This is a genomic window from Janibacter sp. CFPM2_SD2, from assembly GCF_057364645.1.
Window position 1 is genome coordinate 1 of sequence record NZ_JBNFOF010000075.1, and the last position, 13,103, is coordinate 13,103.

General features: G+C 72.8%; 8 protein-coding genes and 1 pseudogene. 4 read left to right on the forward strand and 5 right to left on the reverse strand.

Annotation, left to right across the window (positions count from 1 at the left end; translation table 11 throughout):
* Positions 1 to 147: 147 nt before the first annotated feature.
* Together AC2W7J_RS08920 and AC2W7J_RS08925 are read left to right on the forward strand one after the other, a co-directional pair.
* Positions 148 to 546: pseudogene (locus AC2W7J_RS08920) on the forward strand (aldehyde dehydrogenase family protein); the annotation flags it as partial.
* Between the two features lie 148 nt (positions 547 to 694).
* Complete coding sequence (locus tag AC2W7J_RS08925; RefSeq protein WP_485982145.1) at positions 695 to 1,876, forward strand: aldehyde dehydrogenase family protein; 1,182 nt, start codon at positions 695 to 697, stop codon at positions 1,874 to 1,876.
* Positions 1,877 to 2,056: 180 nt separating this feature from the next.
* Here AC2W7J_RS08925 and cimA read toward each other — a convergent pair whose 3' ends face one another.
* The 5 genes from cimA to ilvD form a co-directional block, all read right to left on the reverse strand.
* Complete coding sequence (cimA, locus tag AC2W7J_RS08930; RefSeq protein ID WP_255185699.1) at positions 2,057 to 3,637, reverse strand: citramalate synthase; 1,581 nt, start codon at positions 3,635 to 3,637, stop codon at positions 2,057 to 2,059.
* 306 nt (positions 3,638 to 3,943) lie between these two features.
* The gene (locus AC2W7J_RS08935) at positions 3,944 to 4,735 is read right to left on the reverse strand and encodes an HAD family hydrolase (protein ID WP_485982141.1); all 792 of its coding nucleotides are present in this window, start codon (positions 4,733 to 4,735) and stop codon (positions 3,944 to 3,946) included.
* A 29-nt stretch (positions 4,736 to 4,764) separates the two neighbouring features.
* A complete protein-coding gene (locus AC2W7J_RS08940; RefSeq protein ID WP_485982142.1) occupies positions 4,765 to 5,865 on the reverse strand; it encodes a branched-chain amino acid aminotransferase in 1,101 nt (366 codons plus the stop codon).
* Positions 5,866 to 5,928: 63 nt separating this feature from the next.
* Positions 5,929 to 6,975 (reverse strand): 3-isopropylmalate dehydrogenase, encoded by a 1,047-nt coding sequence (locus tag AC2W7J_RS08945; protein WP_421006915.1) that lies wholly within the window; start codon positions 6,973 to 6,975, stop codon positions 5,929 to 5,931.
* A 279-nt stretch (positions 6,976 to 7,254) separates the two neighbouring features.
* Complete coding sequence (ilvD, locus tag AC2W7J_RS08950; RefSeq protein WP_485982143.1) at positions 7,255 to 9,099, reverse strand: dihydroxy-acid dehydratase; 1,845 nt, start codon at positions 9,097 to 9,099, stop codon at positions 7,255 to 7,257.
* Positions 9,100 to 9,591: 492 nt separating this feature from the next.
* Between ilvD and AC2W7J_RS08955 the strand changes: the two genes are divergently transcribed.
* Together AC2W7J_RS08955 and AC2W7J_RS08960 are read left to right on the forward strand one after the other, a co-directional pair.
* Positions 9,592 to 11,895 carry an ABC transporter ATP-binding protein gene (locus tag AC2W7J_RS08955; RefSeq protein WP_485982144.1) on the forward strand — a complete coding sequence of 768 codons (2,304 nt, stop codon included), beginning with the start codon at positions 9,592 to 9,594 and terminating at the stop codon, positions 11,893 to 11,895.
* A gap of 497 nt (positions 11,896 to 12,392) precedes the next feature.
* The coding region (locus AC2W7J_RS08960) for an ATP-binding cassette domain-containing protein (protein WP_485982146.1) at positions 12,393 to 13,103 on the forward strand (711 nt) is incomplete at its 3' end.

Sequence of the window (13,103 nt, forward strand, 5' to 3'; positions counted from 1 at the left end):
CGCCGTCGCCCGCCGCCCCCCGGGCCGGGAGCCCGACCCTCCCCCCGCACCTGACGAGCACCGCCGCGGTCGACGAGGTCGTCGCCACGGGCGCGCACCGCGCACGAGGGCTGGGCGGCACGCCCCGCCGCCGAGCGGGCGGACCTGCTGCGCAAGGCTGCTCGTGAGATCGACTCCCGGCGCGAGCAGATCCTCGCGGTCATGGCCGCCGAGGCCGGCAAGACCGTCGCCGAGGCCGACCCCGAGATCTCCGAGGCGGTCGACTTCGCCCGCTACTACGCCGACCGTGCCCTCGAGCTCGAGGGCGGGGCCATGGTCGACGGGGCGAGCTTCACCCCCTTCGCCCTGACGCTCGTGACGCCGCCGTGGAACTTCCCCGTCGCCATCCCGATCGGTGGCGTCCTCGCGGCCCTGGCCGCCGGGTCCTCGGTCGTCATCAAGCCCGCCCCGCAGACGCCCGTGTGCGTCGAGGTCACCGTCGCCGCCCTGCACGACGCCGGCATCCCGCGCGAGGTGCTGCACGTCGTGCGCACCGACGAGGACGAGGTCGGCCAGCACCTCGTCGCGCACGAGGACGTCGACGCCGTCGTGCTCACCGCGCAGCGAGACGGCCCGGCTCTTCGCCGGCTGGCGCGCCGGGCGCGAGCACGGCGCCCGCGTCCTCGGCGAGACCTCCGGCAAGAACGCCCTGGTCATCACCCCCTCCGCCGACATCGACCTCGCGGTCGCCGACCTCGTCAGCTCGGCCTTCGGTCACGCGGGCCAGAAGTGCTCGGCCGCCTCCCTCGGCATCCTCGTCGGGTCGATCGGCACGTCGGAGCGCTTCCGCCGCCAGCTCGTCGACGCCGTCGAGTCGATCGCCGTCGGCTGGCCCGCCGACCTCGGCACCCGCATGGGTCCGGTCATCGAGGCGCCGACCGGCAAGCTGCGCCGCGCCCTCACGACGCTCGAGCCGGGTGAGACCTGGCTCGTCGAGCCGCGCCAGCTCGACGACACCGGCCGGCTGTGGTCGCCGGGCGTCAAGGACGGCGTGCGCCCGGGCTCCTTCTTCCACCTCACCGAGGTCTTCGGCCCGGTCCTCGGCCTGATGCGCGCCGACTCTCTCGACGAGGCGATCGAGCTGCAGAACGCCACCGACTTCGGCCTCACCGGCGGCCTGCACAGCCTCGACGAGGGCGAGATCGCCCACTGGACCGAGACGGTCGCCGTCGGCAACGCCTACGTCAACCGGCACATCACCGGCGCCATCGTGCGCCGCCAGTCCTTCGGCGGGTGGAAGGCCAGCTCGATCGGCCCCGGCGCCAAGGCCGGCGGCCCCAACTACGTCGCCCAGCTCGGCACGTGGACGGGCACCGGCCTGCCGACGAAGGGGGCGCCCGTCACCTCCGCCGTGCGCAGCACCGTCGACGCCCAGCTCGCGACCCTCGGCTCCTCCGTCGGCGACGACGAGCGGGCCTGGCTCGAGGCGGCGCTCGCCAGCGACGCGGCCGCGTGGGCCGATGAGTTCGGCGTCGAGCACGACGAGAGCGCCCTCGTCGTGGAGTCCAATGTCTTCCGCTACCGCCCGCACCCGCGAGTGCTCGTGCGCGCCGGCGACGGCACGCGGGTCGTCGAGCTGGTGCGCCTCGTCGCCGCGGCCACCCTCACCGGCGCCCACGTCGTCGTCTCGGCGGCTCCGGGACTCGACCTGCGGGGCAGCATCGGTCACGTGCAGGTCGTGCGCGAGGACGACGCGGCCTTCGTCGCCCCGCGCGTCGCGCAGCGCGGACGTGCGGGTGCGCACCGTGGGCGCCTGCCTCCCCGCGCTCGTCGACGAGCTCGTCGCCGCAGGCGTCGACGTCATCACCGGCGAGGTCCTGGCCACGGGACGACGTGAGGTCCTCCCCTTCGTCCGGGAGCAGGCGGTGAGCACCACCCGTCACCGCTTCGGCCACGTGGCGGGCTGACCCGTCGTCACATGGGCCCATCGATTCTCGGGCGACCCGAGAAACTGCCCCTTGGCAAGGGTTCGGAACTCTTGCGAAGGGGCAGTTTCCCTTGCTCAGTGACCCCGCGGTCAGCGCACCGGCACACCCGCGCGCATCAGGCCATAGGTGATGCCGTCGACGAGCGCCTCCCACGAGGCCTCGACGATGTTGGGCGCGACGCCGACCGTCGTCCACGAGGTGTGCTCGTCACTGTGCTCGATGAGCACCCGGGTCGTCGCGTCGGTGCCGTGGGCGGCGTCGAGGATGCGCACCTTGTAGTCGATGAGCTCGATCTGCTCGACCTCGGGGTAGACGGTGACGAGGGCCTGCCGCAGGCCCTGGTCAAGGGCGTTGACCGGGCCATTGCCCTCCCCCGTCGCCACCAGCCGCCGCCCGCCGGCGACCGCCTTGACCGTCGCCTCCGAGAGGGCGTCGTCGCCACCACGGGCGTCGATCATGATCCGCCAGGACTCGACCTGCGCGTACTCGAGCGCCTCCTCCTGCAGTTCGCGCCGCAGCAGGAGCTCGAAGCTCGCGTCGGCCGCGTCGAAGGTGTAGCCGCGCTGCTCGAGCTCCTTGACCTTCGCCAGCACGCGGGTCAGGGCCGCGTCGTCGCCGGCGAGGTCGACGCCGAACTCGCGGCTCTTGAGCTCCACCGTCGCTCGCCCGGCCATGTCGGACACGAGCATGCGCATGTCGTTGCCGACGTCCTTGGGCTCGATGTGCTGGTAGAGGTCGGGGTCGACCTTGATCGCGCTCGCGTGCAGCCCGGCCTTGTGCGCGAAGGCCCCCGAGCCGACGTAGGGCTGCCGGGAGAAGTGCGGGAAGTTGGTCACCTCGCTCACCGCGTGCGCGATGCGGGTGGCGTCCTGCAGCCGGTAGGGCTCGACGAGGTCCATGCCGAGCTTGAGCTGGAGGTTGGCGACGACGGTGATGAGGTCGGCATTGCCCGTGCGCTCGCCATAAGCGTTGACCGTGCCCTGGACGTGGTCGGCGCCGGCCTCGACGGCAGCCATGGTGTTGGCGACGGCGCACCCGGTGTCGTTGTGGCAGTGGATGCCCAGCCGCGCACCGGTCGCCTCGATGACGTCGGCGACGGCGTCGCGCACCTGCCCGGGCAGCATGCCGCCGTTGGTGTCGCACAGCGCGATGACCTCGGCGCCGGCCTCGTGGGCGGCACGCACGCAGGCGAGAGCGTAGTCGCGGTCGAGCTGGTAGCCGTCGAAGAAGTGCTCCCCGTCGACCATGACCGTGCGCCCCTGGGCGCGCAGGTGGGCGACGGTGTCGGTGATCATCGCGAGATTTTCCTCGCGCGTCGTGCGCAGCGCGCGCTCGACGTGGCCCGGGTGCATCTTCGCCACGAGGGTGATGACCTCGGCGCCGGAGTCGAGCAGCGCCTGCACCTGCGGGTCGGTGGCGGCGGAGCCGCCGGCCTTGCGCGTCGCGCCGAAGGCGGCGAGCGTCGCGCAGCGCAGCTCCAGCTCGGTGCGGGCCCGGCGGAAGAACTCGGTGTCGTTGGGGTTGGCCCCGGGCCAGCCCCCTTCGATGTGGGTCACGCCCAGCTCGTCGAGGTGACGGGCGATGGTCAGCTTGTCCCCGACGGAGAGGTTGATCCCCTCCTGCTGGGCGCCGTCGCGCATCGTCGTGTCGTAGACGTGGAAGCCGTGCATGTGGATCTCTCGCTTCGGACGAAGGGAGGCGTGCTCGCCTCCTCGAGGAGTGTGACACCTGCTCGTCGCGCCCGTCCGTGGCGGGGGTGATGCTCCGGACCCGTCCGCTGGTCTCGTCCCCTGCCCGAGAAAAGCGAAAGACCCCCCGGGTGTGGGAGGTCCGCGCGACGAGCAGGTGGCTCGTCGCGCCTAGATAATGAGCTCGGCTGCGGTGGCAGCTCGGGTCGTCATCTGGGGCATCACCCGACCACCATGGCACCGTCCCACGAGTCGGTCATCCCGCGTCCGCCCTACGAGACGCTCGGCTCAGCGCAGCAGCTCCTCGAGCACCTGGGCGACCCCGTCGTCGTCGTTGGCCGGGGCGCGGTCGGTGGCGGCGGCGAGGACGTCGGCGTGGGCATTGGCCACGGCGAAGGAGCGCCCCGCCCAGGTGAGCATCGGCAGGTCGTTGGGCATGTCGCCGAAGGCCCACACCTCCCCCGCGTCGATCCCGAGCTCCGCGCACCAGCCGGCGAGCGCGGCGGCCTTGGTGACCCCCTTCGCCGAGACCTCGGCCAGGCCACCGGCGCCGCTGAAGGCGACGACCGCACGGTCGCCGACGATCTCGGTCACCGCGACGATGAACTCCTCGTCGTCGAGATGAGGGTTGCGGGCGAGGAGCTTGCCGACGCCGGCGTCGGTGAGGTGCTCGATGGCGTGCGTCGTGACGAGCTCCTCGGGGTGGTCGTGGATCGCGGCGAACATGCTCTCCGCGGCGAGCCCGCTGTGCCTCTCGGCGGCGAAGCCGGTGCCCGGCAGCTGCTCCCGGAGGTCGCGCACGACCTCGGTGACGACCTCGCGCGGGATCGAGCGCACCCCGAAGACCCGCCGCTCGGCGACGTCGTAGCGGAAGGCGCCGTTGCCGCACAGGGCGACCCCTCGCGTGCCGACGACGTGCGCGAGCTCGTCGAGCCAGCGGGGCGGGCGGGCCGTGACGAGGACTGTCTCGAGACCCGCATCGGCGACGGCGCGAAGGGCGTCGACCGAGCGGGCGGAGACGGTCCCGTCGCTACGCAGGAGGGTGCCGTCGAGATCGGTGGCGATGAGGCGAGGGGTCACCTGGCTACCTCGGTGCGGTGCTGAGGTGCTCAGACGAGGCGGGTCATCCAGCCGCGGGTGTCCTCGGCGACGCCGTACTGGATGTCGAGCAGGCTCTGGCGGATGGTGCGGGTCATCTCGCCACCGCCCTCGCCACCGGTGGACGGGGCCGAGCCGCCGGCCCAGCGAAGCTCGCCGACCGGGGTGACGACGGCGGCGGTGCCGCAGGCGAAGACCTCGGTGATCTCGCCGGAGGCGACGCCCTCCTTCCACCAGTCGATCTCGATGCGCGACTCCTCGGGCGTCAGACCGAGGTCGGGCGCGAGCGCGAGGATCGAGTCGCGGGTGACGCCCTCGAGGATCGAGCCGGTGAGCGCGGGGGTGCGCAGGCGGCCGTCCTTGGTGACGAAGAAGAGGTTCATCCCGCCGAGCTCTTCGATGTAGGTGTGCGTCGAGGAGTCGAGGAAGACGGCCTGGTCGCAGCCCTGGGCCTGACCCTCGAGCTGGCCGGCGAGCGAGGAGGCGTAGTTGCCACCGCACTTGGCGTCGCCCGTGCCGCCCTCGCCGGCGCGGGCGTAGTCCTGGCTGACCCAGAGGTTGACCGGCTTGAGGCCGCCGGAGAAGTAGGCGCCGGCGGGGCTGGCGATGACCGAGAAGGTCACCTCGTTGGCCGGGCGCACCCCGAGGAAGGCCTCGGAGGCGAACATGAAGGGCCGCAGGTAGAGGCTCGTCTCGCCCGTGCCGTAGGCGGGGACCCACGCCTCGTCGGCCTGGACGAGCGCGCGGATCGCCCCGACGAAGTCCTCCTCCGGCAGCACGGGCAGCGCGAGCCGCTCGCAGCTGCGGGCCATGCGGGCCGCGTTGCGGTCAGGGCGGAAGGTCCACACCGAGCCGTCTTCGTGGCGGTAGGCCTTCATCCCCTCGAAGACTTCCTGCGCGTAGTGCAGGACGGCCGCGGCGGGGCTCAGCTGCAGCGGACCGAAGGCCCGCACCTGCCCGTCGTGCCAGCCCTCCCCCTTCGTCCACGTGGCCACGGCCATGTGGTCGGTGAAGGTCGAACCGAAGCCGGGGTCGGCCAGGACGGCCTCGCGGTCGGCGTCAGGAAGGGGGGCGTCGCTGCGGGTGGTCGTGAAGGTCAGCTCGGCGGTCATCTGGGGTACGTCTCCTCGGGGGTGCGGGTCTGCTCGCAGGGTAGTCCCACCATGTGGGACACGTCATACGCGGGCAGCGATGGCATCCCCGATCTGGCTCGTGGACCGCTCCCCCGCGCGCTCGGCGAGATCGCCGGCGACGGCGGCCTCGATCCGCTGGGCGTCGTCGGCGAGGCCGAGGTGGTCCAGCAGCATCGCCGCGGAGAGGATCGCGGCGGTCGGGTCGGCCTTGCCCTGGCCGGCGATGTCGGGGGCGGACCCGTGGACCGGCTCGAACATGCTCGGGGCCTCGCGGGTGGGGTTGATGTTGCCGCTCGCGGCGAGACCGATGCCGCCGGCGACGGCCGCGGCGATGTCGGTGATGATGTCGCCGAAGAGGTTGTCGGTGACGATGACGTCGAAGCGTGCCGGGTCGGTGGCGAGGAAGATCGTCGCCGCGTCGACGTGCTGGTAGGCGGTCTCGACATCGGGGAACTCCGCGCCGACCTCCTCGACGGTGCGGCGCCACAGGTGGCCGGCGTGGGTGAGCACGTTGTGCTTGTGGACGAGGGTCAGGTGCTTGCGCGGGCGGGCCTGGGCGCGGGCGAAGGCGTCACGCACGACGCGCTCGATGCCGAAGCGGGTGTTGACGCTGACCTCGGTCGCGACCTCGTGCGGGGTGCCGACGCGCAGCGCGCCGCCGTTGCCGACATAGGGGCCCTCGGTGCCCTCGCGGACGACGACGAAGTCGAGTCCCTTGCTCGTCACGTGCTCGGCGAGCGGGCTGGTGACGCCGGGGAAGAGCTTGGCGGGGCGCAGGTTGACGTAGTGGTCGAGCGCAAAGCGAAGGGGGAGCAACACGCCCCGCTCGAGGACGCCGGAGGGCACGGTCGGGTCGCCGATGGCGCCGAGCAGGATGCCGTCGTGGCCGCGCAGCTCCTCGACGACCGAGTCCGGCAGCGTCTCGCCGGTGCGGTGCCAGCGGGCCGCGCCGAGGTCGTACTCGGTCGTCCGCAGGTCGACACCGCTGGCGCCGAGGACCTTGAGCCCCTCGGCCACCACCTCGGGGCCGATTCCATCGCCCCCGATGACGGCGATGTCGAAGCTGGTCTGCGCTGCGTCGGTGCTCATTGCATCAGGCTAGGCGCGCGTCCCGACATGTGAAATCCGTGTCCCGGCATGTGGGCGCCCCTCGCTGGCGCTCCCGGAAGGAAGGGGCCGCGCGAATCAAGGAAAAGTCCGGACTTCGCACGGTCGCGACGTGCACGACGAGCGGTCCGGACTTTTCCCCAGCGCGACCGCTTCCTTCCGGGAGCCCTCCCTTCGTCCGGAGGCACCCGAGACGACCGCGCCCTTCGAGACGGCCGCGGGCGGCCTCCTCAGGGAGCGAGGGCCGCGGAGGGAGCGGGGTCAGTCGACCTTGCGGGCGGCGCCCTTGTCGGCGGACTGGGCGAACTTCGCGAAGATCTTCAGGGCCGGGGTCACCCTGGCGGGGGCGGGGGCGGCGGGGGCCCACCCCTTCGCGTCCTGCTCGGTGCGGCGGCGGGCCAGCTCCTCGTCGTCGACGAGCAGGTTGACCCGGCGACCGGGGATGTCGAACTCGATGACGTCACCGTCGCGGACCAGACCGATGGCGCCGCCGGAGGCGGCCTCCGGGGAGACGTGCCCGATCGACAGGCCGGACGAGCCACCGGAGAAGCGGCCGTCGGTGATCAGGGCGCACTTGGGGCCGAGGCCGGTGCCCTTGAGGTAGGAGGTGGGGTAGAGCATCTCCTGCATGCCGGGGCCGCCCTTGGGGCCCTCGTAGCGGATGACGACGACCTCGCCCTCCTGCACCTGCTTGGACAGGATCATCTCGACCGCGGCCTCCTGCGACTCGGCGACGCGGGCGGGACCGGAGAAGTTCCACTGGTGCTCGGGCACGCCGGCGGTCTTGACGATGCAACCGTCCGGCGCGAGGTTGCCGTGGAGGACCGCCAGGCCCCCTTCGCTCGTGTAGGCGTGCTCGACGGAGCGGATGCACCCGTCCTCGCTGTCGGTGTCGAGGCTCGCCCACCGGTTGGTGGAGGAGAAGGCCTCGGTCGTGCGGACCCCACCGGGGGCGGCGTGGAAGAGCTCGGTGGCCTTGCTCGTCGCGGCGCCGGAGCGGATGTCCCAGTCGGAGAGCCAGGTCTCGAGGTCGGGGCTGTGCACGGACCGGACGCTGGCGTCCAGCATGCCGCCGCGGTGCAGCTCGCCGAGGATCGCGGGGATGCCTCCGGCGCGGTGCACGTCCTCCATGTAGTAGTCGCCGCTGTTGGGCGCCACCTTGACCAGGCAGGGCGTGACCCGCGAGAGGGCGTCGATGTCGCTCTGGTCGAAGTCGACCTCCGCCTCCTGCGCCGCGGCGAGCAGGTGGAGGATCGTGTTGGTCGAGCCGCCCATGGCGATGTCGAGGCGCATGGCATTGGCGAAGGCGGGCTTCGTCGCGATCGAGCGCGGCAGCACGGACTCGTCGTCGCCGTCGTAGTAGTCGCGGCACAGGTCGACGACGAGCTTGCCGGCGTCGAGGAAGAGGTCGCGGCGGGCCGAGGCGGTCGCGAGCGTCGAGCCGTTGCCGGGCAGGGAGAGCCCGAGGGCCTCGGTGAGGCAGTTCATCGAGTTGGCGGTGAACATGCCCGAGCAGGACCCGCACGTCGGGCAGGCGGACTGCTCGATCGCGGTGATCTCATCGTCGCTGACGTTGTCGTCGACGGCCTTGACCATCGCGTCGACGAGGTCGAGCCGGGTGTAGGTCTCGCCGTCGTCGCCGATGATCGCCTTGCCGGCCTCCATCGGGCCGCCTGAGACGAAGACGGTCGGGATGTTCAGCCGCAGCGCGGCCAGGAGCATGCCGGGCGTGATCTTGTCGCAGTTGGAGATGCACACGAGGGCGTCGGCGCAGTGCGCGTTGACCATGTACTCGATGGAGTCGGCGATGACCTCGCGGCTCGGCAGCGAGTAGAGCATGCCGTCGTGGCCCATCGCGATGCCGTCGTCGACGGCGATGGTGTTGAACTCCTTGCCCACTCCCCCGGCCTCCTCGACGGCGCCGGCGACGAGCTGGCCCATGTCCTTGAGGTGCACGTGCCCGGGGACGAACTGGGTGAAGGAGTTGGCGATCGCGACGATCGGCTTGCCGAAGTCCCCTTCGCCCATGCCGGTGGCGCGCCAGAGGGCACGGGCACCGGCCATGTTGCGTCCGTGGGTCGTCGTGCGGGATCGAAGCTGCGGCATGGGATCCACGGTATGCCGCCGGTCCGGAGGTTGATACCGCGTCTCACATGCAGACCGCCCCCGCACCTCGAGGGTGCGGGGGCGGTCCGGTGCTGTGGGCTGCGCTCACTCGCCGCTGTCGCGGCGGTCCAGGCTCTCCTGGAGGGCGCGGCGTGCCTCGTTGGCCTCGTCGCTCATGACGGCTCCTGTGGTCGTGCGGTGGTGCAGGTCGGGCACGACGTGGGTGGGGGTGCCGCGGGTGCGAAGGGGGGGTGGAGCCGGGTGTGGCGCCGATCGTCCGACGGTACGCGGGCCGGGCCCGTGGACGGAACCCCCGGTCCAGTCGCTGGACGGCCGTCTCGCGGGGTGGGAGCCGACCCCCAGCAGGGTGCCGCCGGGCCACCAACTCTGCAAAACCCTAGGGTCTTGCAGATTGGTACGCCCACACCGTGGGCACCGGGGCCGAAAAATCGGAGGCGCGGTGTCGGTGGGCGGACATAGCCTTGACAGGCCATGACGCAGACCCTCGAGCGGACCGCCGCGACGCCCCAGACCACCGCCGAGCCCCAGCCCCCGGAGCGCACCGTCGACTGGCGCCGGATGCGCTCGCCCGCCGCCGCCGCGGCGCTGGTGTGCTCGGCCCTGGCCGCGATCTCGCTCACCCTCGGCACGGTCGTCGTGGGCCGGCTCGCCGAGACCCCGTCGACCTCCCTCGTCCAGCTCCTCGCGGTCCTCGTCATCGGCGGCGCCCTCGTCGACAACATCGGCAAGGTCGTGTGGGTCGGCCTGTCCGACCGGGCCGAGGGCGTCCTGCGCGACGACCTGCTCGACGCCGCGCTCGCCCAGCCCGTCGCGATCCTCTCCGAGCAGGCCGCCGGCGAGATCCTCGACCGCGTCGACGACGACACCCACGAGGTCGGCAACCTCATGCGGTGGCAGGTGTGGATGTTCGCCCGCACCGCCTTCTCCGTCCTGCCGATGTGGATCGTCGCGGGCGTGACGTGGTGGCCGGCGTGGCTGCTCTTCCCGCTGCTGGCCGCGCTCACCTGGCTCGCGGTGCGCCCGCTGCTCGGCGAGATCGCCCGGCGCAAGGTCATCGAGGAGGCCGCCTGGACCGACCACGCGAGCGCTCTCGAGGAGGGCATCGCCGGGCGTGACGACCTGCGCACGAGCCTGGGTCAGGCCCACATGGTCCAGCGCCTCGCGACGCTCACGGCCCGGGTGCACGCCCGCTTCTGCGACGTCGTCGTCCTCGAGAGCCGGCTCGCCCGTCGCGCCGGCCTGCTCCTCCACGCGCTGCTCGCGGGCATCGGCGTGGCCGGCATCGCGCTCGCCGTCACCGAGGCGATCTCCGTGGGTGAGCTCGTCACCCTCTTCATCGTCACCTCGACCTTCGTCGGCCTGATCAGCCAGCTCTCGCACCACCTGCCCGACCTGCAGGCCGGGCTCGGCGCGGTGATCCGGCTGCGGCAGATGCTCGCCGTCGAGCCGGAGCCGAAGGGAGGCGCTCCCGTCCCCGCCGGCGCCCAGCTCGCGGTCGAGGTGCGTGGCCTCGACTTCTCCTACGCCGAGGGCAGCTTCGCCCTGCGCGACGTGACCTTCGACGTGCCCGCCGGCGAGACGGTCGCCCTCGTCGGCCGCACCGGCTCCGGCAAGTCGACGCTCGCCTCCTTCATCTCGCGGGCGGTCGAGCCACCGCGCGGCAGCGTCTTCGTCGGCGGGGTCGACGTGCGCGACATCGACCTGCAGCTGCTGCGCACCGACGTCGGCGTCGTCACCCAGCGCACCGAGATCATCGCCGGCACCCTGGCCGACAACATCACCCTCTTCGACGACACCCCGCGCGCCGACGTCGAGGACGCCGTGCGCGAGCTCGGGCTCGGCGAGTGGGTCGAGGGTCTGCCCGACGGGCTCGACACCCTGCTCGGCCCCGGCGGCACGACCCTGTCCTCCGGCGAGGAGCAGCTCGTCGCCTTCGCCCGGCTGCTCGTGCGCGACGTGCGCGTCGTCGTCCTCGACGAGGCGACCGCCCGGATGGACCCGCTCACCGAGCGCCGGGTCGTCTCGGCCGCCGACCGCCTGCTCGTCGGGCGCACCGGCATCCTCATCGCCCACCGGCTCAACACCATCGAGCGGGCACCGCACGTCGTCGTCCTCGACCACGGTCGGGTCATCCAGCACGGGCGCCGCACCGAGCTCGCCCAGGCGGACGGACCCTTCCGCACCCTCCTGCTCGACAGCCGTGCCGAGGCCGACGTCGACGCGTCGGCGTCCGCGCAGGGCGAGCGCCCCCCTCGTCCGGGCCCGACGTCGACCACGCCGACCTCGACCCGGTCGGCGGACGCCGCCGCACGACCACTCCCCCGGACCTGCCCGAGGTCGGCACCGGGCCGACGCTCGCCCGCGGCATCGCGCACGCGCTGTCGGTCAAGCCGACGTGGGGCATCGCGGGAGCGCTGTGCTTCCTGCTCATGTCGGTGCTCGGCGCACAGGGTGCGGTCACCGGGCTCGTCTGGGGCACGGTCGTCGAGGACCTGCAGGCCGGGCACACTCCGACCCTCCTCGGCGGTGTGCTCGTCGGCTGCCTGCTCGTCGTGCCCTTCCTCACCGCATCGGCCTTCTTCCGCTACCCGCGCTGGTGGATCGAGGTCATGCTGCGCACCCGCATGGCGGTGCTCGTCGGCCAGACCCGCACCGAGCGGCTGCCGCGCACGCCCCCGGGTGAGGTCGTCGCCCGCTCGATGGACGCCGACCGCTACGCGCGCTACGCCGACCGGTGGGTCGACTTCATCAACGGCATGGTCATCGCCGCGCTGACCGCGGTGCTCGCGGGCACGTGGGTCGCCGGCGCCGTGCTGCTCGCCGTCATGGTGACCTCGGCGGTCGCCGCGACCTTCGGTCGGCCGATCGCCGGCCGCTCCGCCGCAGCGGCGTCGGCGGCCCGCGCCCGCTTCGGCCGTGCGGTCGTCTCCACCCTCGAGTCGGTGCGCACGATCAAGCTCGCCGCGGCGACCCCCTTCGTCCGCCGTCACCTGCGGCAGGTCGACGGTGGCCGTGTCGACGCGGCGGTGCGCGAGCACCGGGTGCAGGCCGTGCTCGACGCCGTCCCGCTCGTCATGGTCCAGTGCGGCGTCGTCGCGACGTGGTGGATCCACGTCTCCGGCGGCTGGGGCCTGGGCACCGCGATCCTCGTCTCGGGCGCGGTCATGGGCTTCGACTGGTTCGGCCGCGTCGCGAGCATGGTCGTCACCGAGGCCCCGGGCACGCGCGCCTGGCAGGTCGAGACCGCGCGCTTCGCCGGCGGTGTCGACCTCATGGACCTGCCCGAGGGCGTCGACCTCGTCGAGGGCACCGCCCCCACGCCGGTCGCCGGCGAGCGCGAGCCGCTGCAGCGCCTCGAGCTGCGCGATGTCAGCGTCGTGCACGACGACGGCACGGTGGGCGCGAGCGACATCGACCTGAGCATCGAGCGCGGTCAGCTCGTGCTGCTCGTCGGCCAGGTCGGCTCCGGCAAGTCGAGCCTGCTCGCGGCCCTCGCCGGTCTCGTCGACCACCGTGGTCAGCTGCTGTGGAACGGCTCTCCCGTCACCAACGCGCAGCGCACCCTGCGCCCGGGCCGGGTGGCCCACGTCGCGCAGGTGCCGCGGGTGCTGTCCGGCACCTTCGTCGACAACGTGCGGCTCGGGCACGAGCGCCCCTTCGACGAGCCGGTCGCCCTCGCGCGGCTGAGCGAGGACGTCGCCGCGGCCGGTGGCCCCGACTCGGTCGTCGGTCACCGTGGTGTGCGCCTGTCCGGTGGGCAGGTCCAGCGCCTCGCCCTGGCGCGGGCGCTCGCCACCGAGGCCGAGCTGCTCCTCGCCGACGACGTGTCCTCCGCACTCGACGCGACGACCGAGATCGCCCTGTGGCGGGGTCTGCGCGAGCGTGGCGCCACCGTCATCGGTGCGACCTCGAAGCGCGCGGCGCTCGAGCAGGCCGACCGGGTCGTCGTCCTCGTCGGCGGCCGGGCTGCCGTCAGCGGGCCG